Here is a 24,125-nt window from a genome sequence, read left to right on the forward strand (position 1 = left end):
AGACCGGATAGAACGCCGGTGCGACGGAGGTTAATGTGCAGCAGATCAAGAATGTCTGGGCAGAAATGGACATGCGGAAGCGCCTGATTGCCGTGGGAGCCACGGTGATCATGTTTCTCAGCGTGATCGCAATGTCCCACGTGGCAAGCAAGCCAACAATGACACTGCTTTATGCCGGGCTGGAAAGCGGTTCGGCCGGAGATGTGGTGCGTGCGCTGGAACAGCGCGGCACTCAATTTGAAGTGCGCGGCGGCTCAATCTACGTGCCGTCCACGCAGCGGGACGAATTGCGTATGACCTTGGCCAGCGAAGGCCTGCCTGCGAATGGCGGTAAAGGTTATGAGCTGCTCGACGCGCTCAGCGGTTTCGGAACAACTTCGCAGATGTTCGACGCGGCCTATTGGCGTGCAAAAGAAGGCGAACTGGCCCGCACTATTGTTGCCAGCCCGCATGTAAGCCAGGCACGGGTGCATATAGCCAATACCGGCTCTAATCCCTTTCAGCGGTCGGTTGAACCAACAGCATCTGTTTCCATTGTCCCGATGGGGTCACCCATCACACCACCGCAAGCCAACGCCATCCGCTTTCTTGTTTCATCCGCGGTGACCGGCCTGGCGGTGGACAACGTGGCCGTGATCGACGCAAATGGCGCCTTGATCGGCTCCACGGACGCCGCTGCGGCAGCCGGGGCCGGGACAGACGACCGGTCTCAGACGCTTCGCGAGCGCGTACTGCGCTTAGTCGAAGCCCGAGTCGGCCAAGGCAATGCAGTTGTCGAAGTGAGCGTTGAAACCGTCACCGACACCGAATCGATCCGCGAAAAACGGGTGGATCCCAAAAGCCGTGTCGCCGTTAGCACTGATGTGGAAGAGCGCGCCGATTCCTCAACCAACCAGTCCGGCGAAGTGACCGTTGCCTCAAATATTCCTGATGGCGACGCCGCTTCCGGCCAGGGCAGCAAGGCCAATACCAGCGCGACGCGGGAGCGCATCAACTATGAGATCTCGGAAACCGAAAAGGAAATCCTGCGCGGTCCTGGTGCCATCAAACGTCTGACCGTAGCGGTCCTGATAAACGGCACCGAAGTGACCACTGACGCAGGCGAAGCCGTTTTCCAGCCGCGGCCGGAAGAGGAACTGGCTGCCATGCGGGAACTGATTTCCGCTGCGGTCGGCTATGACGCGGACCGCGGGGATGTCATTACCCTCAAGTCAATGGAACTGCCCGCGGTTGAGCCGCAGGGATCGGTGGCCACCGCTTCGTTCATGGACAACTTGAACTTCGACGCCATGTCGCTGGTTCAGATCGCGGCGCTCGCCGTTGTCAGCCTGATCCTGGGACTTTTTGTGGTCCGGCCGATTTTGTCGAACCAAGCTGCTCCGGCGGCGGCTTTGCCTGCCCCGGATCAAAACGGGCTGCCTAGCCTGCCGGGCATGGGCGGCGACGGCTTCATGACAGCACCTGACCTCGGTGCGGGTATGGCGCTGGATGGTGAGATCCAAAACAATGAAACGGGTCAGTTTGAACCGTTGGGCGGCCTGCCGGCAATGGGGACCGGCGACATGATGGGCGCAGCCGGCTTGCCCGCCCTGGGCGGTGGGATGGATGATCCTGTTGACCGTCTGCGCAGCCTCATTGGCGAGCGCCAGGAAGAAACCGTTCAAATCCTGCGCGGCTGGCTTGAAGAGAATAAGGAGCAGGCCTGATGACAATTGCACATCTACTTGAAGACTTCGGTCTGAAAACCTTGGTGGAACCCGCCCCGCCTGCGGTATCCGAGGAGCTTCTGGAAGAACAGCGCCTTGCTTCCTTTGAAAACGGTTACAGCGCCGGCTGGGACGACGCGGTTGCTGCCAAGGATCAAGAAAACACCCGGGTTTCCGCAGAGCTTACCAGTTCACTCGAAGACCTCAGTTTTACTTTCCACGAAGCACAGAGCCAGCTGCTCGATTCGCTGGACCCGATGTTCAAGGTCCTGACCAGTGCCGTACTGCCGGATGCGATGGCTGCATCATTCGGTCACCACATTGTCGATCAACTGGCGGAGATGGCCAAAGGCCAAACCAACCAACCGATGCAGATCGTGGTTTCCCCTGGCGAGGCCGCAGCAGTTCGCAGCCTCCTGCCGGAAAGTTTCTCCGTTCCAGTAACGGTGCGGGAAGACGATGTGCTGACTTCAGGACAAGCCTACCTGAGCGTTGGCAGTTCCGAATGCGAGATCAATTGCGACACACTGCTTGAATCGATTCAGGACTCGATTGAAGCCTTTACCTACCACGTGAATGAGGACAGCCAGAATGGATGATGCCGCCGATCTGAACCTGAAATCCGCCGATGCAGGCAATCCCTTCGTTTCGGTTCCCGTCGAAGTGACAGTCTCAGTCGGCAAAGCCCGGCCGCTGATCCGCGACCTCGTCAACCTCGGGGAGAACGCTGTCCTGACTTTGGACAAGCGGGTCGAGGACCCTGTGGATCTTTATGTCGGCGACCGGCTGGTTGCGCGTGGCCAGCTCGAAGAACTGGAAGGCGACCAGGCTGGTCAGCTTGCAGTGCGCCTGACGGAAATTGCCGATCTGCAAAGCGGGTTGGGATGACACATACTACTATTGTGCGGGCGGCTCTGGTCTCAGTGCTTCTGCTGGCCTTGCCGCACACTGCCCTGGCTCAAGAATTGAGTCTTTCGCTGGCAGACGGGCAGTCGATTTCGGCCCGCTCTATCCAGATAATCCTGCTGATTACCGTGCTCAGCCTAGCTCCCGGCCTGCTGATCATGATCACCTGTTTTCCGTTTCTTGTGACGGTTCTGTCGATCCTGCGTCAGGGCATCGGCCTGCAGCAGGCACCACCAAACATGCTAATGATCAGCCTGGCGCTATTTTTGACGTATTTCGTGATGGAGCCGGTTTTCACAGAAGCCTGGACAACCGGGATAAGCCCACTGCTGGAAGAGCAGATGGAACCGGGCGAGGCCATAATTCGCAGTCTAGACCCGTTTCGTGCCTTCATGGCCAACCGGCTGGATCCGGATACATTTTATGCAATTGCTGACCTCAGACCGGAAACTCAGGGCCTGGACCCGGTTCCTGAAGCACCGCTGTCAGCACTGATTCCCAGCTTTCTGCTGTCAGAAATCGCCCGCGCGTTCCAGATCGGCTTCCTCGTTTTTCTGCCATTTCTGGTGATCGACCTGGTTGTGGCTGCGATCCTCATGTCGATGGGGATGATGATGGTGCCCCCCGCAATCGTGTCATTGCCTTTCAAACTGGCGTTCTTTGTCGTTGCAGACGGCTGGAGCTTAATCGCCACGGCTTTGGTTCGCAGTTACTACCCCTGAGGCTGGCTTCACGAATTGAAAATACCGGGTGCCTCGCAGTGCCCGGCTTCTTCACGCTCTGCGGACTCCTGAAAACTGTTCCCGAACGATAGCTTGAAGTCGGCATGCTGTGTCGTACTTTCAGACTGGGGCATCAGCCGCATACCTTATGCTCCGTTACCGGTTTACTTCGGAACTGACTGGTTACACCTTGCCGTGGTGCCTAGAAGCGGAATTGACCAAGACCGCCCGCCACACCGCCGGCATAATGCCCCAGCAAACAGTCAGCGCAACGCCATGGTCCGCAAACAACTCAAGTGCTCTAGCATATAACTTAGCTTTCAGTTCAGCCATTGCAGAGCATTATGCTGTCACACGCAATGCCCCAGCCAATGCATGCAAGGCCGGGGCATTCCTTAGATCTGCGGGTTAAATCAGCGGACCACGAACTCTGCGTGCAGGGCACCCGCCGCCTTAAGGCTCTTGAGGATGTCAATCATGTCCCGCGGCGACACGCCGAGGGCGTTTAGACCTGCCACAACTTCGGATAACGATGTCGTCTCCGGAACCTCCGCCAGCTGTATGCCTTCCTCTTCCTCGATAGCAGCACCGGTGCGCGGAACGACAACCGATTCACCATCTGAAAAGGGATTAGGCTGCACAACAAGCGGTGTTTCTTCGATCCGCAAAGTTAGATTGCCCTGGGCCACGGCCACGCGTGAAATCCGCACGTCGCTGCCCATCACAATTGTGCCTGAACGCTGATCGACCACCACGCGCGCCTTACGCTGAGGCTCAACCAGAATGTTCTCGATCCGGCCCACGGCATGAGCCGTTGAACGTGTTTTGGTCCGGCGGATATCAACCTCCACCGTTCCGGAATCCCGCATCAGGGCGACATTGCTGCCGAATTCGGCGTTAATGGCCCGTTCAATCCGTCCAGCGGTGGTGAAATCCGGCTCCCGCAGTGCCAGCCGCATGGAGTTGAGCGAAGCCAGATCAAAATCAATTTCACGCTCAACGCGGCCACCGGACGGGATCACTCCGGCAGTGGGCACCCCTTGTGTCACAACAGCAGCATTTCCCTCAGCCACAGCGCCGCCAGCCAGGATCGTGCCCTGAGCAACCGCGTAAATCTGTCCGTCAGCCGCGTTGAGCGGGGTCATGATGAGGGTACCGCCCATCAGGCTCTTGGAATCTCCGATGGCCGACACAGTCACATCAATAGTGCTGCCAACCCTTGCAAACGGCGGCAGCGTTGCGGTCACAAAGACTGCAGCCACGTTCTTCGGCCGGAACTGCTCGCCAGTCACGTTGACCCCAAGCCGCTCCAGGATGTTCGACATGATTTCCTCGGTAAACGGCGAGTTCCGTAATCCGTCGCCAGTGCCGTCCAGGCCTACGACCAGGCCGTAACCAACCAGGTCGTTGCCGCGCACACCGTCGAATTCCACAAGATCTTTGAGGCGGATTGTATTTGCCTGCGCCAGTGCAGGCAGCAGGAACAGACAAGCGATGAAGAGACGAAGAATTCCAATCATGAGATGTAATTCAGCAAGGAAAGCTGTGAACTGCGCGCGGTGACTGTGTAAAGCCCCTCAAGCTGCGTTTGAGCTTCCTCCAGACGTGTGTAGGTTTCATACGGGTCCGCAGAGACGAGGTTATTCTTGACGATGCTCAGGCTGGTTTTGGAAGCTTCGTTGCGCGTGTTGATCGCATCCAGCCGCCCCTCGACAAATCCGACATCAGCCTGAACCTTGATCAGCCGGTCTTCGCTTTCGGTCAGCTCATTGCTCGCCTCGATAACCAGATCAATTTTTACATCATCGCTCAATCCCAAACCGGGTTCGTCAGCCAATGCCGTGATGACATAGCTTTGCAGTGCATGTTTGAGATTAGGGTCATTTGCTTGCAGGCCCACCGACACTTGCTCCCCCTCTCCCACGGTCACTGGCTGCAGCGCAGTGGCGGAACCTTGGTACATGACCGCATCAAAGCCTACCGGGTCGTCAAACCAGTCCTTCACCGCCTGAATAATGTCATCGCTGGCCGTCAGTCCCGACACTTCAGTCAGAACAGCGTTCATCAGGGTACTTGAGTCGTTGAGCGGCTTTGTGTCCGTGGCAGTACCGGCGAAAATTGTCCGCCCGCCAACAGACGTGTTCATCAAATTGATGGCGCTCGCCATTTTTTGCTTGGCTTGGCCGCCGAATTGCTCGGCGTTGAACACGTCCATTGCCGGCGACAGCCTCAGGATATCATTCCGCATTGCCTGCACCTGGCTTTGAACCTTATCAAGGCTGCCCTGGACCGTGGTTGCAAACAGCTGTACTTCACCATTTGTGACCATGTAGCTGTCAAGACGGTTCAGAGTGCTTTCGAGGTCTGCCAGGTAAGTGAAATCACCACCCAGCCGCTCAGTGAGGTTAGAGGTTTTGCCAGTGGCAAATTCTTCCGAAAGCGTAGTGACGTTCTCTTTAAGATCCGCATTGCGGCTGCGGAGAAAGAGGTGCTGCGCCATATCGCCATAAGAGTTAATAATCATGCGTCAGATCCTCAATAGCGTTTCCATAAGCTCATCAACAACACTGATCACCTTGGCGTTGGCAGAGTAGTATTTTTCTACCAGAATCAGGTTCTGCAGCTCGGCGTCGGTGTCGACACCCATCGCCAGTTCCGCCTGGCTCAGCTCGTTGAAGCTGGTGGCGGCGAAGGTCGATGCGCGGGATGCGGTTTCGTTGTCCTGTGCGAACCGGGACAAAAGGTTTGCGCTCAGGGTGTTTGCGGTCAAATCAGATGTGCCCAAGCCGACCGACGACACGGTGCGGGTGGTATTCAGCGCGTCTGAATAGGCCTGCAGCAGGCTGGAATCGCCGGGGTCACCTGGAGCCGCGGCATAAAGCCCGTCCCTGAATCGCCACGTTTCTGCGCTGCCGGTCAGAGACACCACATCATTCAATTCAATCCGGTTGGAAATCCCGACGGTGTTTGCAACATCAAAGAAACCGCCTTCGTCGGTAAAAATACCAGCATCGGTGACCCCTATCGTGCCATCCAGTGCCGGATCCTGGAACCGCTCAATCAGGTCCCGGGCCATCGCGTCCAGATCCTCCTGGGCCTCTACCGCGGTTACGTCCCGGATCTCAAACTGTGCGGTCAGCGTACCCCCGCGTAACGGGCCATCCGGACCAGTGTCGATCACCCTGCCGTTGACTTCCAGCCCGGATATCATTCCGTTGCCGAGTGTCATATGCGGCATGATATCCCGCGACGGCGAGAAGCTCAGTTCGGAAGCCTTGCCATCCAGCAGCATCACACCGCCCGTCGCATAAAGTGTCACTTGACCGTTATCACGCCGGACGACGTTGACGGGAATGATTTCGTTTACCTGATCAATCAACTGACCCCGCTGATCGTGCATTGAGGCGGCATCCATTCCGCCTGCTTCCACGACCATGATGCGTGCGTTCAGCTTCTCAATCTCCTTCAACGCCTGGTTCACCGTATCAACCTGGCTGCTGATTGCGCTGTCTGCGTTGATTCTCAGGTCGCGCAGCCCTTCGGCCGTGCGGGAGATCGATTCCGCAAGTGTGTCTGCTTTTACAGACAAGTCATTAAGCCGCGGCTGGGAATCAGGGCGCGACACGACTTCGATCAATGAAGATTCAAATTCCGACAGCTGGGAGGCCAGGGACGTCTCATCATCCACGGTGCCGACCAGGTCGGACATCCGGTCGAAAAAGTCGGCCTGAACCCTGGCGGCGCCATAGTCCGCCTCGGCGACCCTGCGGTTGGAAATCACCACCGGGTCGTTCAGCCGCTGAACATGCCCGACCTGGACGCCGGGAACACCTGCGCCCGGGCTGTTCAGGTCAAGAACCCGGCGCGTGTACCCAGGTGTAAGGGCATTGGCCAGGTTCTCAGAGACAATTTGCGAGGATCGGCTGGCCGCAGACAGGCCGCTCATCGCACTGTTTAGGGCGGAGTAAATAGACATGTTCAGCCTGCTTTCATGATGCCAGTGTCAGGGGACCATCAAGCGCGTCAGCGCTTGATGTTGGTGGTTTCCTGCAGCATTTCGTCAACGGTCTGAATGACCTTAGCGTTGGACGAATAGGCCCGCTGGGTCTGGATCATGTCAGTCAGCTCCGTCGCCACGTCGACAGCCGATTCCTCTTGCGCATAGCCAAGAACTTCACCGGTGGGGCCATCCCCGGCGTCCCACAGGTAAAACGCCCCTGAGGCATCCGTCGGCTTATAGGTTTGGGAGTCCAGGGCCTGCATGCCGTTCAAGTTCGACACATCCGCCAGCGGAACCTTGTAGATGACTTTGGTGTCGCCGGAGTCATACTTGGCGATGACTTCACCGGTCTCGTTGATTTCCACCGACACAAAGGAGCCCACTGCAGTGCCGTCTTTCACGGTGGTGCCTGGAACGAATTCATTGCCCAGCTGGCTCATCCCGTTCTGCTCTCCGATGACGCCGATATTGATTTCGATCGGGCCGCCGGCCACGTTTATGGTGACTGAACCGGCTGTGGCATCGTAGGCTCCGCCGGCCACAGTAGCTACGCTTTGCAGCGTGCCGGCGGTAGAAGCACTGTCATCGAAAGTCAGGGTATATTCACCGATAACCGTAGCACCTGTAGCCGAATCAACGATCTGCATTGTCCATTCATTCGTGCCAGTCGTTGCGGGTCCCACCGCAACCGTCGGAGTGTATGTAATCGACAGCTCCTCTGAACGGCCCATATTGTCATAGTATTGGACAACATGCTCCACGGGCGCACCGCTAGCGCCGGGATCAGTTTCGGAGGCCGGCAGATTCGCTGTCAGGCTGATCTCGGTTGTCGGTTCTGCCGACAGCCGGTTCAGGTCAATGCGGACCGGTTCCAAGGAGTTGCTGGTGTCCCGTGCAACATCTGGCACAGTACCATCCGCCAGTGCCGGAAAGCCCATCAGAACCAGACCGGATTCAGTCGAAAGGTAGCCATTTGAATCGGTACGGAAAGACCCGGTCGAGGTCAGCAGCATTGACGGGTTTCCGCCGGCCTCCACCTCTGTGATGGAAGCCACAGGCAGCATACCGCGGCCCCGTACTGCCAGGTCGGTAGCATTATTGGTTGAAACCAGAGGTCCGCGTTCGTCAATCAGCCGCACATTAGTAGCACGGACACCGCCCGCCGAATAGGTGCCGCCGGAGCCGGACAAAACCATGGAATGGAAATCTGTTTGCACCCGTTTGTAACCGCGGGTTGAGGAGTTGGCGATGTTATCGGAGATGGAAGCCAACCGGCTGGCGTTGGCGCTCAATCCTGAAACGCCCGCGTTCAGCGACGAAGAAATGGTCATAGCACGCCTTTCTGCTGCATCTAATCACTCTGATGCAATAGCTAGCGCAGCAGCCATTAACGCGCGGCTAACAGATAAGAAATGACTCATCTGCCAGCCGCACGTTGTGCGTTTTCAGCGTGTTATTCGCGGAGAAGGATGATTTCGATCCTGTCATTGCGGGCCGCCATCGGATTTTTGACAGCGAGCTTGCGGTCTGCATGGCCGGTAACGCGGTGAATCCGTGCCTCAGCCAAGCCGCCCGATTCGAGCAACTTTCGGGTTTCGTCCGCCCGGTCATGGGATAGCTCCCAAACCGGGTTCTTCGCCAGCACAACCGGATGCGACCGAATATGGCCACCAACAGCTATGTTATTGGTCACACCCTTAGACACGCGCGCAACCATCCGGACCAGATCCCTGTACAATGCTGTCGGAATAGACTGCCCGTCTTCAAAAAGCCGTATGCCTTCCGTTGCAAACAGCTCAATGATAAGCCCCTCGTCGGTAACTCGGGTCACGATGTGGCGCGCCATCGCGGCGGACACCATGCTCTCACCGCCGCGGCCTGACAGGTGTTCCTCAATGGCGCGGAACTTGTCGTCGTCCTGGTCCCGCTTATTGTCGGACTCAACCCCCGTGTCGCCCTGTGCTTTCTGGGCATCTGCCGGGTTTACATCTGTTGCGCCGGTTCCAGACTTTGGCTGGATATCCTCGGTGAACATGCTGTCCCCCTGGAACGCACCATTGCCACCACCGGATATTCGGCTCAGCGGTATAGATGGCGAAAAATAATCCGCCAGACCCTTGCGTTGTTTTTCAGTTGTCGCGTTCAGCAGCCACATCAGCATAAAGAAAGCCATCATCGCGGTCACGAAGTCGGCATAGGCCACCTTCCATGCACCGCCGTGATGGCCATCGCCACCACTGACTTTTTTCCTTTTGATGATAATGGGCGCCACATTGCTCTGTGCGCTCATATCCACCACCACATTTTTTCACCCACCCCCGGAATAACAGCCGGCCCGTTAAACAGGGCTTAACAGTTAAATTTGCCGGCAGTTCATCCTCAGAAGGGAGCATATCTGCTGTGACCAGCCGCCCGCGGTGGCTCCGCACCAAATCCTGCATCTTAAAAACCTCTTATCTCGACTTCGAGAAAACTTATCGAAGGTTGATCAAGAGCAATATGGAGCGGCGGTGCCCGGGCTAAATTCTGCCCGACACGGCAAATGGGACACTGAAAGGAGAACATCATGCTGACCCGCAGAGCCGCACTAATGGGTGCAGCCGGCGTAGCTGCGCTGCCAGTACTTGCCAAAGCCGCCAAGGCTGAAAGCACCGCAGTACACGAGACAGCAGCACCGGTAGACTTGTCCAGCCTGCAGCGCATCAAGCGCGAGCTGGTCGCCCCGCCCTTCGTGCATGAGCACGAACAGGTGGCACCGGGCGAACCCCGGATCGTCGAATTCGAAATGAAAATCGTCGAGAAAGAAATCGAGGTTGACCAAGGTGCCTATCTGCAGGGCATGACCTTTGACGGCTCCATCCCGGGTCCGATGATGGTGGTGCATGAGGGTGATTACGTCGAACTGACTCTGATAAACCCCCCGGAAAACATGCTGCAGCACAATATCGACTTCCATGCTGCAACCGGTGCATTGGGCGGCGGCGCGCTGACCCTGGTGAACCCGGGCGAAAAGACTGTGCTGCGCTTCAAGGCCACCCGCCCCGGCACCTTTGTCTATCACTGCGCTCCGGGCGGCCCCATGATCCCATGGCACGTCGCGTCAGGCATGGCCGGCACTATCATGGTGCTGCCGCGCGAAGGGCTGTCGGACCACAATGGCAATCCGGTGAAATACGATCGCGTCTACTATATCGGTGAAAACGAGTTCTACATTCCGAAAAACGAGAACGGGGACTACATCCGCTATGAGGACGTCGGCGAAAGCTATCCCGACACCCTTGAGGTGATGAACGGGCTGATCCCCAGCCATGTTGTGTTCAATGGCGCGGTGGGTGCTCTCACTGGCGAAAATGCCATGAAGGCAAAACAGGGCGAGAAGGTGCTGTTCGTGCACAGCCAGGCCAACCGCGACAGCCGACCGCACCTGATCGGCGGCCACGGCGATCTGGTCTGGGAGGCCGGCAAGTTCAATAACGTGCCGGACCGCGATCTGGAAACCTGGTTCATCCGCGGCGGCTCTGCCGGGGCGGCGCTCTACGAGTTTCTGCAGCCGGGCGTCTACGCCTATGTGAACCATAACCTGATCGAGGCAGTAAACCTCGGCGCAACCGCTCACGTGGTGGTCGACGGCGAGTGGAACAACGACCTGATGGAACAAGTGGTCGCCCCGACCGAGTACTCCGGATCCTGACCTTCGGCCGGATGAAAAACTGTACTGGGCGGCTGCACTACGCGGCTGCCCATATTTTTGCCGTGAAGGGACGCTGAGATGAAAGTGGAATTGATTGCCGCCGGGCTTGCCGCCGCCATTGGGCTTCCGGGTCTTTGGTTTTCTGCTGCCAATGATCCGGCACCGCTGGCCGAGACCGTAGTCATAGCAGCGGACACTATTACATACCGCCCCATCGGAAATTTTCACCGCAATGGCAAAAGTGTGGTGCCGCCGGAACAGCAACGCCATGTCGCCGCCTTTGAGATCATGAAGCATCAGGTTTCCGGCGCGGAATACGCAACCTGTGTGGCGGCGGGCGCTTGCAAGGAGGCTGACAGCGCCCCAGCAGATGGCAACCAGCCGCAGACCCATGTCAGCTGGCATGACGCAACGGCCTATGCCCAATGGTATTCCAAGGAGACAGGCCAGCGCTGGCGGCTGCCGGATGAGGCAGAATGGCAACTGGCTGCAGCTGAAATATTCGGCGACGAGGCCGTTGAAACGGATAGTGGCGACCCCGCCCAGCGCTGGCTGCGCCAATACGCCCGCGGCGTCACGCTGCGCGGCCTGCCGGGACCGGCACAGGACCCCAAAAGCGAGCCCGGCGCCAACAGCAACGGGCTAACCGGCCTTGGGGGAAATATCTGGGAATGGACCGGCGGCTGCATGCAGAACGGTGAGGTCAACAAGGACGGCAACCTCGCACTTGGCGATCCGTACTGCAGCGCCCGCATTACTGGCGGGCGGCACCGGGCAGTGGTGATCGACTTCATCCGCGACGCCAGCGTCGGCGGCTGCGCCGTCGGGCTGCCGCCGGATTACCTGGGGTTCCGCCTAGTGAAAGACAGCTAACGGCTAAGCAAGGCTTTCTATTTTTCCAGCACCAGCGGGCGATATGCCCTAATATGGACGGTCGCGATGCGCGCAAGCAGCCCCACGCCCAGCTTCATGGGATCTTCTACCAGAGGCCCCATGCATGTGGGAGAAAAAGGAGATTGCGTTAGGACGCGCGGCTGTAACGCACGCCTTCAGGCACGTGGCCATCAAAGCAGCTGGCAATGATCCGAGTCAACGGCCGTCCCTCCGGAAGGATTTCCAGAACTTCCGAATCCCAGCGCACAAATTCGCCAAAGCGGGTTCCGGTTTGCTCTAGGTCTGCATCCAGTGTTGCCGCCAGACCGCCGAAGCGCTGCTGTAGCTCTGTCCGGTCCAGGCGGAATTCGCACATCAGCATTTCGATGGCACGGCCGCGCAGCAGATCTTCCCGGCTCATCACATGGCCCCGTGCTCCGGTCAGCTGCCCGGCCTCAACCCGCTGCACATACGCAGGTGTGGCCGCTGCATTTTGGATGTAACCACCAGCAAAGCGAGAGATCGACGATGCACCGAAACCGATCAGCGTCGGGCATGTGTCATCGGTGTAGCCCTGGAAATTCCGACGCAGGTGGCCGGTCCGAGCCGCCACCTCCAGCCCGTCGCCGGTTTTGGCAAAATGGTCGATACCGATTGCCGCAAACCCTGCATCGGAAAATTTCTCCGCCGCCAGCCCAGCCAGATGGTAGCGGGCGAGGTCGTCCGGCAGCGTCTCTTCCTTGATCAGCTTCTGCCGCTTGGCCACCCAGGGCACATGCGCATAACCAAACAGCGCCAGCCGGTCAGGGTTCAGGCTCAGCACCTTCTCCACCGTATCCGCCATCCGCGCCTGTGTCTGATGCGGCAGGCCGTAGACCAGATCGGCATTGAGAGAGCTGATCCCAGCGGCGCGCAGATCCTCGACACACGCCTTTGTCACCTCAAACGGCTGCGCCCGGCCGATTGCCTGCTGCACCAGCGGATCGAAGTCCTGGATACCGATGCTGGCGCGGTTCATGCCTTCCGCTGCCAACGCCGCGATCTTGTCCCGGTCCACCATCGTCGGGTCGATCTCCACCGAGAACTCCCAGTCTTCAGTGTGCGGAAACACTGCCTTCACCGCTTGCGCCAACCGGTGAATCAAAGCGGGTGGCAGGATCGTCGGAGTGCCGCCGCCCCAATGCATCCGCCCCATCCGCAACCCCTTGGGCAAAAGCGGCGCCACCAGCTTCAGCTCCTGCTCCAGCGTTCCGATATAGCTCTCCACCGGGCTCAGTGTCTGGGTACCTTGCGTCCGGCAGGCACAGAACCAGCAGAGCCGCTCGCAGAACGGAATATGCAGATACACAGAGACCGGCACAGCCGGATCCAGCGCCTGCAGTTCGCGGGCCTGTTCCGCGGCGCCAACAGCTGCAGAAAACACCGGCGCGGTCGGATAGGAGGTGTAGCGGGGCACCCGGCTGTCAAACAGCCCAAGGGCTTGGAGGCGGTCAATCTGTTTCATGACTTTCCTATGCCCCTTTTGCTAATCCTCCACTTTGCGCAGGATCAAACCGCCACCCGAAATTCCGCCTTGACGGAAACCCGAGTTTCACACCAACGCACTGGATTCATTTGAGAAAACGATTGCCAGATAAAAATCTGGAAATTCGGCAATGAAGGGCATTTTCCGTTTGACGCTGCCTGCGACTCCGCTTATACGCCGGTTTCACGACACCTGCCCAGGTGGCGGAATTGGTAGACGCGCTAGCTTCAGGTGCTAGTGTCCGTATGGACGTGGAGGTTCGAGTCCTCTCCTGGGCACCATCCCCTCATCCGATCACCCCCGCTGCAGCAGCCAATTGCACGCTTCTGGCAGCATGTGCGCCCGCCGTTTCCGGCAAGCGCACCAGAAGGTGTCAGGTCGCTTGATATTGCGGAGCTGTCGCCAAAAAGCAGCCATAGGCGCTGGCATCGGGCGGCGCGAATTGCTCCGCTAGCGGATTTGATCGCTTCCATTGCGTGGCACCCATATCCTTCAGGAGTTCGTCGAAATGCTTGAAGTGGAACGGCGCCGAACATAGCCCGCCATAGATCTGCGCTGCAGGACGCTCCTTGCGGCGCCAATTGAGCATCATCTGGATGTTTTCCTCCATCTCTGCCCGTGAGGGCTGACGCGCCAGCTTACCGTCAGAATGGCGTACCAGCCAGTTAGCGACCATCTCTGCCGAGAGGATGGTGCAAAAGCTGGAATTAAATCCTACAAATCCCATTTCCGGCAGATCCGGATTCACCGCCAGACGGTAGGTTCGGTACTGGCCATCCGGCTCGATCAGCTTGTCCAAATGCTTCTGCGCCAGATAGGGAATCCCCAGCTTCCAGCCTACCGCCGATATTACCAGATCAGCACCGAGCCTCTCACCATTCTCCAGCACGATTTCGTCACCATCATAATGTGAAAATGTGGTGCGGTGCGGGAGAATCGCCCCCTCGTTGAAACCCTCAAACAGGCCGGGCGTTACGATTGGCACCGAGCAGGAGACATCTTTTTCGATCGGAATATCCGGGACCATATCCCACTTCTTCAAGCCCAGTTGCAGCTTTAAAAGCGCCTCTAATCCGCGAAAATTTGCCCAGATCAGCGGTTTGGCGAGCCCATAGAAGGCTTTGTGCAGCCAGCTCCGCCCCCAGCCATTGAACTGTACTTCCTGCGACCGCATATAGAGCAGCTTCTTAAAGTTGATGCCGCCGACGAAATACGGAACCCGCCAGACATTCTGCCGGTAAACCAGATGCACCTGTTTCGCCCCGTTCTGCGCCGCGTTCACCGCCACATCGGTCGCGGATTTGGATCCGCCCAGCACCACTACCCGCTTGCCGCGTGCGTGCTCCGGGTCCAAATACTCCGAGGAGTGCATCACCTCACCGCCCTGCGCCGCGAAGTCCTCTTGTCCGGGGTGGGTCAGGATATTCTTTTCCGAGAACTGCCCGGTACAAACAACCGCGAAGTCCACATCCTGCACCCGGGTTTCTCCGCCCTCCTCGATCACCAGCTGCCAGCCTGGCTGCCCGTCCGGGCGCCGGTCCATCTCCAGCACAACCGTATTCAGGCGGAACAACCGGTGCAGGTCATGCTTGGCCGCGTAGGAATGCAGATAGGCGTGCACCTGTGGCCCCTTGGGCCATTCCGGGTACCCATCAGGCATCGGGTGATCAGTATAACAGTATAGATCCTTGGGCGACTGCGTCTGCACACCGGGATAGGAACGCGACGGCTCCCAAACTCCCCCCAGATCATGGCTGCGTTCGAACCCCAGGACCTGATGCCCCTTTTCGGCAAAGGCCTTAGCCGCGGCCAGCCCGCTCACCCCGCCGCCGATCACGGCGACCGTCTTACGTTTCACCATGTCCGCCTCCCTTATTCCGCCGGCGGCGGCAAAAAATCGACCTCATGCAGCGCCGACAGCCGCACCAGTTCTTCCGGGTCGGACACACCGTCCAGCGCGCTGAACAGATCATAAAGTTTGCGTGAAGGCGCCACCCCGAACACACAGGACGCAGTGCTCCCTGAGCGGTTGAAGATGCCATGCGCCACGCCCATCGGCATCCGCACGGTGTCGCCCGGCCCTGCTTGGTAAACATCGCCGCCGAACTCGACGTCCAGGGCGCCCTCCAGCATGGTGATCCATTCGTCCTGGGTTGGATGCACATGCGGTGGAACAAAGGTGCCGTCTGGAATGACAGCGTGCCAGATAAAGGCGTTCTCGCTGTGCAACTTAGGCGTATAGGTATGCCCGACCACATTCCAGGACGTGCCGCTCAACCCGTCGGTGGCCTTGGTGATTCCCTGATCCAGAGCCATTTATTCCTCCCATATCAGCTCGCTTCCAAAGCCTAGGGGCAGCCCAGGAAAAGGGTTATCCAAAATGCGCAGATAAGCGCAGCCCGGTGTGATTGCCTGACCTGTAAACCGTGCTAGGCTGCGAAAATGACAGCACCGCAGTCTTCAGAAGCACGCGAGCCGCTGCGCGCATGGCGGCAGTTACACAGCCACGACATCGACGAAGTCCGTGCGCTGGTGGCGCAGAATTTTTGCGACCACCGTCTGCAGCCAGCTGGGCCATCTAAGAAAACCGGCACCCGTTACAACCACGTGCGTGGCCAGACTCTTTCGCTCAATTACCTCAGCTATGGATCTGCCATGCATATCGAGCCGGGCGAGTTGCAGAATTTCTACCTGGTGCAAATGCCGCTCAACGGCCGGGCTCTGGTGGCCAATGGTGCCGCCGCGGTGGAATCCGGCTGCCGCACTGCCACGGTGCTGAACCCAACACGGGAAACCCGGATGACCTGGCACTCTGACTGCCGGATGCTGTTGCTGCAGATCAGGCGGAACGCCCTGCACGCGATTGCAGAGCAAGCCGTCGGCCTGTCCCTGCCCAACGCTGTTGTCTTTGACACCGCACTCCCGGTCTCCGGAGGCGCCTTGCGCGGCTGGGCCCGCCAGTTCGCAGCCTGTATCAGCGCCACCGAAAACCAGACCGGTTTCGGCAGCTGGAGCGCAATGCAGCAGCAAGTGATTGAAGAGCAGTTGATCCTTGGCCTGCTAACCCATCAGCAAAGCAATATCCGCCACCTGCTGGCATCCCGCACATCCGGCAGCAGCCGCCAGATTCGTCACGCGCAAGACTTTATTCATGCCAACATCGGCGAACCGCTGTCTGCCCCAGCCATTGCAGCCGCGGCCGGCTGCAGCATCCGTTCGCTGCAGACAGGCTTTCGCAAGCAATTTGGCCTGACGCCGATGGAGTACCTGCGCGACCTGAGACTGGATCAGGCCCGCTATCTGATGCTGTCGCGGAACCCGGAAACACCTGTGAGCAGCGTTGCCTACGACTGCGGCTTCTCGCATCTCGGACGGTTTTCTCAGCTCTACCGTGCCCGCTTTGGAGAACTGCCCAGCGCCACTCTGGGCTATCTGGGCTATTGCGCATGATACCTACTTGCGCGGGAAATCCGCTATGTTTAAACGGTCCTCATCTGTCTGCCGCCAAGGGCGGAGACCGGTGCCGCTGTAGCTCAGCTGGTAGAGCACGTCATTCGTAATGATGGGGTCGGGGGTTCGAGTCCCTTCAGCGGCACCATTCCCCAAACATCAGAAATACTGAAAGCACGGATTTTCGCGGTGCTGTCTGCGGTGTGCGGCGTGATCCGCTCGAAATTGAAAAACGGCAGGACCCGCCTGCCATTCATCAAAATCCGTTATTTGACTGAAGAATGCTGTCAGTTCACTTCTTTAACCGCATCCTGAATATCGCTGTCTGCATCCCCGGCAACCTCTGCAATCTCCGCATCTCCGGGCTGCTCCGCGGATTTGTCCTCCAGCGCACCGGTGATGAGCGGCAGCATATGGGCAGCCGCCATGCTGGCAATCTCCGGCGTTTCGGGGCGTTTCCAGGACAGAGTGTCAAAACTGGAGCAATGCTCGCAAACTGGCGCCCATTCCGCATGGATGTGGTTGCAGTTCTCGCAAACCCACTGCGGCCCGCGCGGGGCGGTCAGCGCCTTGGCCAGCCAGCCCTGCACCACTTTGTCGCTGGCGCCTTCGCCGCGTTCGATTGCGGCCATCAGCGTCAGCGCACGGGCATCCGGTGCCCGTTTTGCCAGGTCATGCAGCCAGCGGCGGGCTTCGGGGAAGTCTTCGGCCACGATGTTCAGCTCCGCCATTACCAGACGGGTTTCGTCATTGAGCGGCTTTATACGGGCCAGCTGATCAAACCGCTGCACACGTTCGGCGGCGGTTTCGCCGGGTTCGATCTTAGCAAAGGCATGGGCCAGATCCGGGTGCGGCTGGCTTTCCCAGGCCTTTTTCAACAGCCGGACAGCCGGGCGCTTTTTGCCCTTGGCTATATAGGCGCGGGCCGCCATGGCGGCGGCAGGGACAAGATCCGGCGACAGGCGATTGGCCTCGATAGCCTGCTCCTGCTGTTCAACCGTCGCGCCCTCGTCCAAAACGCCTTTGGAGGCTGAAAGCGCCAGCACAGCATCGCGGCGTTTGAACACATCGCGCGGCAGGGTGCCCGTCTTGAGCTTGGTCGACAGCGTTTTGCGCGCGCCGGCCCAATCTTCCGCTTGGGCCTGGAGGCGCAGCAGCGTGTCCTGCACTTCCTCATGCTTGGGACGCAGAGCAAGCGCTTTTTCGGCCAGCTGGCGGGCGGTGTCCGTGTCGCCTTCCGAGAGCTTTTGCTTCATGATGCCGCGCACCCCGACAAAGCGGGTCGGCTGGTTTGACAAAAGACGCTTGTAGGCTTCTGCAGCCTTGCGGGTGTCACCGCTCATCTCAGCCGCCTGGGCCACCAGCAGATCGGTCAGCTCAGGCTTTTGCAGGTATTTCTCTGCCCGCGCCGCCTTGGCCAGTGCCAGGCGCCCCTCGCCCGAGGCCAGCGCCATCAGCCCGTCGGCCAGCGCCCTGTACCCTTTGCGCTCGCGGCCCTTGTTCCAATAGCGCGACAAGGCAGTTTCATCACCATTGAGGAAATGCAGCGTCGCAACCAGCAGCGACAGCAGCTTCAGGAACAGCCAAACGCCCAGAACCAGCACGCCCAGCGCGATCACGGATTGCAGCGCGCTCAGCGTGTATTCGGTGCCCGCCACGGTGATCTGCATCCCGCCGGAGGTTTCCATCAGCAAGCGGCCCCCGAAGGCCAGAAGCGCGACAATTGCGACAAATACGAGGATCTTCAACAACGACCAGAGCATGGCGGCTTCCTTATTTGGCTTGCAGGCTTTGGGCCAGTTCGGCGGCGGCGGTCACAGCCGCCACCCGTGCATTTGCTGCAGCTTCCCAGCTGGACAAGGCACTGCGCGCCGTTCCGGGCAGTGCGGACAATTCGTTCAGCGCATCCTGCAGCTTGCCTGCAGCCACTGCCGCCTCGGCGCGCGACAGCACCGCATCCGGGCTGTCGCCCTCCTGCGGTGTCACTGAACGTGCGCCCAAGTGGCGGTTCATATAGTCCAGCAGACCGCCGCCGCCTTTGGCTTCTTCCCGGGCTGCAGCCAGTGCGTCGCGCGCCGCCGGGGCAAAGCTGTCGCGCAGGGCGGAAATGGTCGCGACCCCGCTGTCTGCCGGTCCGGACAGGGCCGCGGGCACATCCACGCCAAGGGCAGAGAGTTCCTGAACATTGGCTGCATAGCTGTTGCCGCTGTCGAGGGCGGACCGCAGCTGCGCCAGCTGGGTCTGGGCGCTGGCGATCCGGGCAGCCTCTGCACTGGCGGCATCCATCGCCTGGGCTTCGGCCAGCATCTCTTCGACTTCTGACCGCTGCGCAGCAAGGCTGTCCTGCAATTTGGCCAGTTCGCTTTCAAAGGCTGCTACGGCCTCGGGCGAAGCGCCCTCCAGCGGCCGGGTTTCCAGACCCGAGACCCGTTCAGCCAGGGCATCCAGATCCGCGCGCAGGGCTGCATCGGGGGATTGGGCAGCCTTGAGGGGGTCAATCTCAGCCGCCAAGGCATCAATGCGGGACGCCAGCGGTGCCAGATCGGGGCCCTGATTGGCGTCAATCTGCTGTTGCAAAGCTGCGAGGGCCGCCTCCAGATCCGATTGGCCGCTCTCCAAGGCCGCCAGTTCTTCGCTGTTTTCCTGCATCGACGGCGGCAGGACGTTGTCGAGCCAGCCGCCCTGGCCGGCCGCAAAACCGATAACTGCCGCTACAGCTCCGCCCAGCACAGCAGAGCCGAAGCCGCCGCGCTTTTCCACCACGCGCTCAACTTCGCGGGGAGCCTCTGCCGCGGCGACAGGGTCAACCGACGCCTCTTCCTGCTCTGCAGCGGCGTCCTGGCCATAGGAGGAAATCCCGGTCTCGGTCTCGGTCTCGGTCTCGGTCTCGGTCTCGGTCTCGGTCTCGGTCTCGGTCTCGGGAAGCGCGGACTCTACGTCATCAGAGGTGTCAACCGGCGTGGTACCGGAACCGTCCGCCGTGTCCTGCCCAGCAGCCTCTGCAGCATCCTCAGCCGGTTTGGTTTCACCAGGGCCAGGCTCAATGACGTCTTCCGGATTTTTCTTGTCAGCCACGCCGGCCTCCCCCTCGATTCCTAAAATACATTCCTGCGAACACGATGGACCCTACTCTGCGCGCCCCTCTCCCTCAAGCCGGGACAGCTGCGCTGCGGCATCAACGACCGCCGCTGCCATGGCGGGGGCATCAGGCGTCTTACTTACGCGCAACGCCTTGCAATTCAAGCCTTTCAGCGGTTCAGCAACCGCCTGGCTAAGCGCAATCAGATGCAAATGCGAGGCATCCCCACACAGATTGGCAAAATGGTGCGCAGTCCTGGGTGAAAAAAGCGGCACGATCACATCAGTTTGCGCAGAAAGCGCGGCCTGCGCCTCCTCTGGCAGCGGCAGAAGCACCTGATCATACACAATTTGCTCACTGCAGGGGAGGCCCGCGTCAGTCAGCCGGCGGGCGATGCTGCCGCGGGCGTGGGCGCCGCGCAGATGCAGAAGCGGCGCGGGCGGGCGCCGTTGCAGCAGGGCTGCTGTCAACTCATCGGCACATTGCCCCGAAACCTCCGCCCGCCAGCCCAGGTCTGCCGCAGCCTGTGCCGTGCGTTCCCCGACGCAATAGGCGGGCAGCCGCGCGGTGGTTTCACGTGAAGCGGTCTCAACGCCGCTGGCTGAGGTGAAAATCACACCTTTCACGCCCTTTAGTCCGACCTGCGCCTGCACCGGGCGGATCTCCATCAGCGGCGCATAGATGACCTGCAGCCCTGCGCGCGAATCCGCGGGCAGGCTTTTCACAAAGCGCTGTGCCCCTGCCAGCGGGCGTGTCATCAGCAAAGGCACCATCGCGCGGCTCCCGGGATTGTTTGCACCCCGCTTCGGTGGTAGCCCCGGCGGCAGATTGATGCAACGGTAAGGCCATGACTAAGACCCTGACAATTCTGGGGCTGGAGAGCAGCTGCGACGACACTGCCGCCGCAGTGGTGCGGCAGGCAGAGGGTGCGCAACCCGAGGTTTTGTCCTCGGTCGTGTTCGGCCAGACCGAGCTGCACAGCGCCTTTGGCGGCGTTGTGCCGGAAATCGCCGCCCGCGCCCATGCCGAAAAGCTGGACATCTGCGTGCGCGATGCGCTGGCCGCGGCCGGGCTGAGCCTGAAGGATATGGATGCTGTCGCAGTGACTGCCGGCCCGGGGCTGATCGGCGGGGTGATGTCCGGCGTGATGTGCGCCAAGGGGATTGCTGCCGCAACCGGCCTGCCGCTCGTCGGGGTGAACCATCTGGCAGGCCACGCGCTGACACCGCGGCTGACGGATGGGATCGCCTATCCATATCTGATGCTGCTGGTTTCCGGCGGCCACTGCCAGTACCTGCTGGTGCGCGGTCCGGAGGATTTCACCCGTTTGGGCGGCACCATCGACGATGCGCCGGGCGAGGCCTTTGACAAGACCGCGCGGCTGCTGGGGCTGCCGCAGCCCGGCGGGCCGTCGGTGCAGGCTGAAGCGGAACAGGGCGATCCCAAGCGGTTCCGCTTTCCCCGGCCCTTGCTGGACCGGCCCGATTGCAACCTGTCGTTTTCCGGCCTGAAGACCGCGCTGATGCGGATGCGGGATCAGATCGTGGCGGAAAAAGGCGGCCTGACCCGCCAGGACCGTGCTGACCTGTGTGCAGGGTTTCAGGCTGCGGTGGTGGATACCTTGGCGGAGAAAACCCGCCGCGCTGTCCGCCTGTACCTGCAGGAGCAACCGGCAGAGCCCACTGTCGCTGTTGCCGGCGGTGTTGCAGCAAATACCGCTATTCGTACAGCGTTAGAGACTGTTTGCACAGAAGCCGGTACCGGTTTTACCGCGCCGCCGCTGCGGCTGTGCACTGATAATGCTGCGATGATCGCCTATGCCGGACTGGAGCGGTTTAAATCCGGTGCGCACGATGGGCTGGACCTGACCGCCCGCCCGCGCTGGCCGTTGGATCAGAGCAGCCCGGCATTGATCGGGTCGGGCCGGAAGGGAGCAAAAGCATGAGTATTTCGGTACTGGGATCCGGCGCCTTCGGCACTGCTTTGGCGATATCTCTCGCCGGCAACGGGCCCGTGTCTCTGTGGGCGCGCAACCCAATAAAGGCCCAGGCGATGCAGGACAGCCGCCGCAACGGGACCCGCCTGCCCGGTGTGGCGCTGCCGGAGAACCTGACCATCTCCGCTGATATTGCCGAGGCCTGCCGCTCCGACGTCCTGCTTCTGGCAGTACCGATGCAGACACTCCGCGGCGTGCTGGAGGAGCACACCGTACACCTAGCGGGAAAAACGCTTGTTGCGTGCTGCAAGGGAATTGAGCTGGCAACCGGGCTTGGTCCGGTTGCCGTCATCCGGGAGGTTCTGCCGGATGCGCAGGCTGCACTGCTGACCGGGCCAAGCTTTGCCGCTGACATTGCCCGCGGGCTGCCAACCGCGCTAACGCTGGCTTGCGGTGACGCGGAACTGGGCAAGAAACTGCAGGAACAGCTAACCACAGCCAATCTGCGCCTTTACCGGACCACAGACACTATCGGCGCGGAAATTGGCGGGGCCCTGAAAAACGTAATGGCAATTGCCTGCGGGGCCGTGGTTGGCGCCGGGCTGGGGGACAGCGCCCGTGCGGCGCTGATGACCCGCGGCTATGCGGAGATGCAGCGGATGGCGCTGGCCAGTGGCGCCAAGGCGGAAACCCTGGCCGGGCTTTCCGGGTTCGGCGACTTGGCGCTGACCTGCACATCGGATCTCTCCCGTAACTACCGGCTGGGCCTGTCCATCGGCCGGGGTGATGAGTTCGACCCCAGCATCACCGTAGAGGGCGCCGCCACGGCACAGGCCGTTGCGGAGCAGGCCCAGCGAATGAGACTGGATATGCCGGTCACGCTCACGGTAACCAATTTGGTAGATCAGCGCTTGACGATCAGCGAGGCAGCAGCACATTTGCTTAAAAGACCACTAAAAGAGGAATAAAATGCTCATCGCATTGATCGCCCGCGATAAACCCGGCCATTTGCAGACCCGGCTGGACAACCGTGACGCCCATCTGGCCTATATCAACGACACTGGCGCCGTGGCGCAGGCAGGCCCGCTCTTAGATCAGGATGGCAATATGGCCGGTTCCCTGGTTATTCTGGACGTCGAAGACATGGCAGCGGGCGAAGCATGGGCGGCGAACGATCCCTATAACAAGGCCGGCCTCTTTGAAGCTGTCGAATTGATCACCTGGAAAAAGGTCATCGGCTGATGCGGTACTGGCTGTTCAAATCCGAACCCTCCACCTGGAGCTGGGAAGACCAGGTTGCCAAAGGTGACGCGGGCGAGGAATGGGACGGCGTGCGCAATTACCAGGCGCGCAACTTTATGCGTGAAATGGAGATAGGCGACCGCGGCTTTTTCTATCACTCGCAGAAAGAAAAATCCGTGGTCGGCATCGTTGAGGTCTGCGCTGAGGCGCATCCGGACAGCACCACCGAAGACGACCGCTGGGAATGCGTGGATATCAAGGCGGTGCGCGCCTTTGCCAAGCCGGTCAGCCTGGACCAGATCAAAGCCGACCCGCGGCTGGAAGAAATGGTGCTGGTCAAGAACTCCCGCCTGTCGGTGCAGCCGGTGAGCGATGCCGAATGGACAGCCATCTGCTCCCTGGGGGAGACAGATCCCAGCTGATCTGCCACTCTGCTCTCAAGTGGCTGAAACCATTGAAGGGAGCATCATGGAATTCTTGAGTGTGATTGTTGCGGCAGCGGCAGCCTTTGTGCTGGGCGCCGTGTACTACGGCGCATTGGCCAAGCCTTGGGTCGAAGTCTCCGGCGTGGAGTGTGACGAGACCGGCAAACCGAAGGGCGGGCAAAGCCCGATGATATTTGCCATGGCCTTTGTCCTGCAGCTGATCGTGGCCGGGATGATGCGCCATGTGTTCAGCCTGTCAGGCATTGAAGCCCTGGGGGCCGGGCTGATCGGCGGCGCCGGCATTGGCCTATTCTTCATCAGCCCCTGGATTGCGCTGAACAATATGTACGGAATGCGACCTGTCAAGCTGACGCTGATTGACGGCGGCTACGCAACACTGGCTTGCGCCGCTGCCGGTCTGGTGCTGACATTCTTCTGATTTGAAGAGGCACTGAACTGAAAAAGGGAAGGACCTGAGGACAATCAGGACCTTCCCTTCCACCCCGCGTGCTCCACTATCCACCACACGCGTATGAAAATCTGGTTCCTGGCCGTCCTGGCCGGTTTCTT

Annotated in this window: 23 protein-coding genes and 2 tRNA genes; 14 read left to right on the forward strand and 11 right to left on the reverse strand. The window is 59.9% G+C overall.

What is annotated here, in order from left to right; all coding sequences use genetic code 11:
* Window positions 1-35 precede the first annotated feature (35 nt).
* Genes fliF through fliP form a run of 4 tightly spaced genes read left to right on the forward strand, consistent with a single transcriptional unit; the run spans window position 36 to window position 3,334 of the window.
* Complete coding sequence (gene fliF / locus AC5STB_RS06160; protein ID WP_495442089.1) at window positions 36-1,706, forward strand: flagellar basal-body MS-ring/collar protein FliF; 1,671 nt, start codon at window positions 36-38, stop codon at window positions 1,704-1,706.
* Entirely contained in the window at window positions 1,706-2,305 is a 600-nt protein-coding gene (locus AC5STB_RS06165; protein WP_495442090.1) for a FliH/SctL family protein, read from the forward strand. Before fliF ends, AC5STB_RS06165 begins: the two co-directional genes overlap by 1 nt.
* The gene (locus AC5STB_RS06170) at window positions 2,298-2,594 is read left to right on the forward strand and encodes a FliM/FliN family flagellar motor switch protein (protein ID WP_495442091.1); all 297 of its coding nucleotides are present in this window, start codon (window positions 2,298-2,300) and stop codon (window positions 2,592-2,594) included. The genes AC5STB_RS06165 and AC5STB_RS06170 overlap by 8 nt, the downstream gene beginning before the upstream one ends.
* Window positions 2,591-3,334, forward strand: a complete 744-nt coding sequence (fliP, locus tag AC5STB_RS06175; RefSeq protein ID WP_495442092.1) for a flagellar type III secretion system pore protein FliP — start codon at window positions 2,591-2,593, stop codon at window positions 3,332-3,334. Before AC5STB_RS06170 ends, fliP begins: the two co-directional genes overlap by 4 nt.
* A gap of 413 nt (window positions 3,335-3,747) precedes the next feature.
* Here the strand turns inward: fliP and AC5STB_RS06180 are convergent, their stop codons facing one another.
* The 5 genes from AC5STB_RS06180 to AC5STB_RS06200 all read right to left on the reverse strand — a co-directional run bounded on the left by AC5STB_RS06180 (window position 3,748) and on the right by AC5STB_RS06200 (window position 9,624).
* A complete protein-coding gene (locus AC5STB_RS06180) occupies window positions 3,748-4,854 on the reverse strand; it encodes a flagellar basal body P-ring protein FlgI (protein ID WP_495442093.1) in 1,107 nt (368 codons plus the stop codon).
* The gene (locus AC5STB_RS06185; RefSeq protein ID WP_495442094.1) at window positions 4,851-5,858 is read right to left on the reverse strand and encodes a flagellin; all 1,008 of its coding nucleotides are present in this window, start codon (window positions 5,856-5,858) and stop codon (window positions 4,851-4,853) included. Before AC5STB_RS06185 ends, AC5STB_RS06180 begins: the two co-directional genes overlap by 4 nt.
* A gap of 3 nt (window positions 5,859-5,861) precedes the next feature.
* Window positions 5,862-7,310, reverse strand: a complete 1,449-nt coding sequence (gene flgK, locus AC5STB_RS06190; RefSeq protein ID WP_495442095.1) for a flagellar hook-associated protein FlgK — start codon at window positions 7,308-7,310, stop codon at window positions 5,862-5,864.
* Window positions 7,311-7,357: 47 nt separating this feature from the next.
* Window positions 7,358-8,665 carry a flagellar hook protein FlgE gene (locus tag AC5STB_RS06195; protein ID WP_495442096.1) on the reverse strand — a complete coding sequence of 436 codons (1,308 nt, stop codon included), beginning with the start codon at window positions 8,663-8,665 and terminating at the stop codon, window positions 7,358-7,360.
* A 122-nt stretch (window positions 8,666-8,787) separates the two neighbouring features.
* A complete protein-coding gene (locus AC5STB_RS06200; protein WP_495442097.1) occupies window positions 8,788-9,624 on the reverse strand; it encodes a flagellar motor protein MotB in 837 nt (278 codons plus the stop codon).
* A gap of 276 nt (window positions 9,625-9,900) precedes the next feature.
* On the opposite strand from AC5STB_RS06200, the gene nirK reads away from it, so the two are divergent.
* Both nirK and AC5STB_RS06210 read left to right on the forward strand, forming a co-directional pair.
* The gene (gene nirK, locus AC5STB_RS06205; protein ID WP_495442098.1) at window positions 9,901-11,025 is read left to right on the forward strand and encodes a copper-containing nitrite reductase; all 1,125 of its coding nucleotides are present in this window, start codon (window positions 9,901-9,903) and stop codon (window positions 11,023-11,025) included.
* Window positions 11,026-11,103: 78 nt separating this feature from the next.
* Window positions 11,104-11,898: a formylglycine-generating enzyme family protein gene (locus AC5STB_RS06210; RefSeq protein WP_495442099.1), complete on the forward strand. Its 795-nt coding sequence runs from the start codon at window positions 11,104-11,106 to the stop codon at window positions 11,896-11,898.
* Between the two features lie 148 nt (window positions 11,899-12,046).
* Here AC5STB_RS06210 and hemN read toward each other — a convergent pair whose 3' ends face one another.
* A complete protein-coding gene (hemN, locus tag AC5STB_RS06215) occupies window positions 12,047-13,402 on the reverse strand; it encodes an oxygen-independent coproporphyrinogen III oxidase (protein WP_495442100.1) in 1,356 nt (451 codons plus the stop codon).
* Between the two features lie 215 nt (window positions 13,403-13,617).
* Between hemN and AC5STB_RS06220 the strand changes: the two genes are divergently transcribed.
* A tRNA-Leu gene (locus AC5STB_RS06220) sits at window positions 13,618-13,704 on the forward strand.
* Between the two features lie 92 nt (window positions 13,705-13,796).
* On the opposite strand, the gene AC5STB_RS06225 is transcribed toward AC5STB_RS06220, so the two are convergent.
* Together AC5STB_RS06225 and AC5STB_RS06230 are read right to left on the reverse strand one after the other, a co-directional pair.
* Window positions 13,797-15,284 carry a flavin-containing monooxygenase gene (locus AC5STB_RS06225; protein WP_495442101.1) on the reverse strand — a complete coding sequence of 496 codons (1,488 nt, stop codon included), beginning with the start codon at window positions 15,282-15,284 and terminating at the stop codon, window positions 13,797-13,799.
* Between the two features lie 11 nt (window positions 15,285-15,295).
* Window positions 15,296-15,739 carry a cupin domain-containing protein gene (locus AC5STB_RS06230; protein ID WP_495442102.1) on the reverse strand — a complete coding sequence of 148 codons (444 nt, stop codon included), beginning with the start codon at window positions 15,737-15,739 and terminating at the stop codon, window positions 15,296-15,298.
* Between the two features lie 126 nt (window positions 15,740-15,865).
* On the opposite strand from AC5STB_RS06230, the gene AC5STB_RS06235 reads away from it, so the two are divergent.
* Together AC5STB_RS06235 and AC5STB_RS06240 are read left to right on the forward strand one after the other, a co-directional pair.
* Window positions 15,866-16,873, forward strand: coding sequence for an AraC family transcriptional regulator (locus AC5STB_RS06235; RefSeq protein WP_495442103.1), 1,008 nt, complete (start codon window positions 15,866-15,868; stop codon window positions 16,871-16,873).
* 72 nt (window positions 16,874-16,945) lie between these two features.
* Window positions 16,946-17,021, forward strand: a tRNA-Thr gene (locus AC5STB_RS06240).
* Between the two features lie 139 nt (window positions 17,022-17,160).
* On the opposite strand, the gene AC5STB_RS06245 is transcribed toward AC5STB_RS06240, so the two are convergent.
* The 3 genes from AC5STB_RS06245 to AC5STB_RS06255 are packed head-to-tail and all read right to left on the reverse strand — an operon-like array spanning window position 17,161 to window position 20,725.
* The gene (locus AC5STB_RS06245) at window positions 17,161-18,636 is read right to left on the reverse strand and encodes a heme biosynthesis protein HemY (RefSeq protein WP_495442104.1); all 1,476 of its coding nucleotides are present in this window, start codon (window positions 18,634-18,636) and stop codon (window positions 17,161-17,163) included.
* A 10-nt stretch (window positions 18,637-18,646) separates the two neighbouring features.
* The gene (locus AC5STB_RS06250) at window positions 18,647-19,948 is read right to left on the reverse strand and encodes a COG4223 family protein (protein WP_495442105.1); all 1,302 of its coding nucleotides are present in this window, start codon (window positions 19,946-19,948) and stop codon (window positions 18,647-18,649) included.
* Window positions 19,949-19,999: 51 nt separating this feature from the next.
* A complete protein-coding gene (locus AC5STB_RS06255) occupies window positions 20,000-20,725 on the reverse strand; it encodes a uroporphyrinogen-III synthase (protein WP_495442106.1) in 726 nt (241 codons plus the stop codon).
* Window positions 20,726-20,799: 74 nt separating this feature from the next.
* Between AC5STB_RS06255 and tsaD the strand changes: the two genes are divergently transcribed.
* From tsaD to AC5STB_RS06280, 5 genes are read left to right on the forward strand one after another with little or no spacing between them, the layout of a single operon-like run.
* Window positions 20,800-21,897: a tRNA (adenosine(37)-N6)-threonylcarbamoyltransferase complex transferase subunit TsaD gene (gene tsaD, locus AC5STB_RS06260; protein ID WP_495442107.1), complete on the forward strand. Its 1,098-nt coding sequence runs from the start codon at window positions 20,800-20,802 to the stop codon at window positions 21,895-21,897.
* A complete protein-coding gene (locus AC5STB_RS06265) occupies window positions 21,894-22,856 on the forward strand; it encodes an NAD(P)H-dependent glycerol-3-phosphate dehydrogenase (RefSeq protein ID WP_495442108.1) in 963 nt (320 codons plus the stop codon). The genes tsaD and AC5STB_RS06265 overlap by 4 nt, the downstream gene beginning before the upstream one ends.
* 1 nt (window position 22,857) lies before the next feature.
* The gene (locus tag AC5STB_RS06270) at window positions 22,858-23,130 is read left to right on the forward strand and encodes a YciI family protein (RefSeq protein WP_019295350.1); all 273 of its coding nucleotides are present in this window, start codon (window positions 22,858-22,860) and stop codon (window positions 23,128-23,130) included.
* A complete protein-coding gene (locus tag AC5STB_RS06275; RefSeq protein ID WP_495442109.1) occupies window positions 23,130-23,552 on the forward strand; it encodes an EVE domain-containing protein in 423 nt (140 codons plus the stop codon). Before AC5STB_RS06270 ends, AC5STB_RS06275 begins: the two co-directional genes overlap by 1 nt.
* Window positions 23,553-23,598: 46 nt before the next feature.
* Window positions 23,599-23,994 carry a DUF1761 domain-containing protein gene (locus tag AC5STB_RS06280; protein ID WP_495442110.1) on the forward strand — a complete coding sequence of 132 codons (396 nt, stop codon included), beginning with the start codon at window positions 23,599-23,601 and terminating at the stop codon, window positions 23,992-23,994.
* Window positions 23,995-24,125: the final 131 nt, after the last annotated feature.

It is taken from the genome of Leisingera sp. CC-HEC093 (assembly GCF_059429195.1).

Coding starts and splice junctions, on each gene's coding strand:
- AC5STB_RS06165 (WP_495442090.1), top strand. CDS start 1,706: ATGACAATTGCACATCTACTTGAAGACTTCGGTCTGAAAACCTTGGTG.
- AC5STB_RS06170 (WP_495442091.1), top strand. CDS start 2,298: ATGGATGATGCCGCCGATCTGAACCTGAAATCCGCCGATGCAGGCAAT.
- fliP (WP_495442092.1), top strand. CDS start 2,591: ATGACACATACTACTATTGTGCGGGCGGCTCTGGTCTCAGTGCTTCTG.
- AC5STB_RS06180 (WP_495442093.1), bottom strand. CDS start 4,854: ATGATTGGAATTCTTCGTCTCTTCATCGCTTGTCTGTTCCTGCTGCCT.
- AC5STB_RS06185 (WP_495442094.1), bottom strand. CDS start 5,858: ATGATTATTAACTCTTATGGCGATATGGCGCAGCACCTCTTTCTCCGC.
- flgK (WP_495442095.1), bottom strand. CDS start 7,310: ATGTCTATTTACTCCGCCCTAAACAGTGCGATGAGCGGCCTGTCTGCG.
- AC5STB_RS06195 (WP_495442096.1), bottom strand. CDS start 8,665: ATGACCATTTCTTCGTCGCTGAACGCGGGCGTTTCAGGATTGAGCGCC.
- AC5STB_RS06200 (WP_495442097.1), bottom strand. CDS start 9,624: ATGAGCGCACAGAGCAATGTGGCGCCCATTATCATCAAAAGGAAAAAA.
- nirK (WP_495442098.1), top strand. CDS start 9,901: ATGCTGACCCGCAGAGCCGCACTAATGGGTGCAGCCGGCGTAGCTGCG.
- AC5STB_RS06210 (WP_495442099.1), top strand. CDS start 11,104: ATGAAAGTGGAATTGATTGCCGCCGGGCTTGCCGCCGCCATTGGGCTT.
- hemN (WP_495442100.1), bottom strand. CDS start 13,402: ATGAAACAGATTGACCGCCTCCAAGCCCTTGGGCTGTTTGACAGCCGG.
- AC5STB_RS06225 (WP_495442101.1), bottom strand. CDS start 15,284: ATGGTGAAACGTAAGACGGTCGCCGTGATCGGCGGCGGGGTGAGCGGG.
- AC5STB_RS06230 (WP_495442102.1), bottom strand. CDS start 15,739: ATGGCTCTGGATCAGGGAATCACCAAGGCCACCGACGGGTTGAGCGGC.
- AC5STB_RS06235 (WP_495442103.1), top strand. CDS start 15,866: ATGACAGCACCGCAGTCTTCAGAAGCACGCGAGCCGCTGCGCGCATGG.
- AC5STB_RS06245 (WP_495442104.1), bottom strand. CDS start 18,636: ATGCTCTGGTCGTTGTTGAAGATCCTCGTATTTGTCGCAATTGTCGCG.
- AC5STB_RS06255 (WP_495442106.1), bottom strand. CDS start 20,725: ATGGTGCCTTTGCTGATGACACGCCCGCTGGCAGGGGCACAGCGCTTT.
- tsaD (WP_495442107.1), top strand. CDS start 20,800: ATGACTAAGACCCTGACAATTCTGGGGCTGGAGAGCAGCTGCGACGAC.
- AC5STB_RS06265 (WP_495442108.1), top strand. CDS start 21,894: ATGAGTATTTCGGTACTGGGATCCGGCGCCTTCGGCACTGCTTTGGCG.
- AC5STB_RS06270 (WP_019295350.1), top strand. CDS start 22,858: ATGCTCATCGCATTGATCGCCCGCGATAAACCCGGCCATTTGCAGACC.
- AC5STB_RS06275 (WP_495442109.1), top strand. CDS start 23,130: ATGCGGTACTGGCTGTTCAAATCCGAACCCTCCACCTGGAGCTGGGAA.
- AC5STB_RS06280 (WP_495442110.1), top strand. CDS start 23,599: ATGGAATTCTTGAGTGTGATTGTTGCGGCAGCGGCAGCCTTTGTGCTG.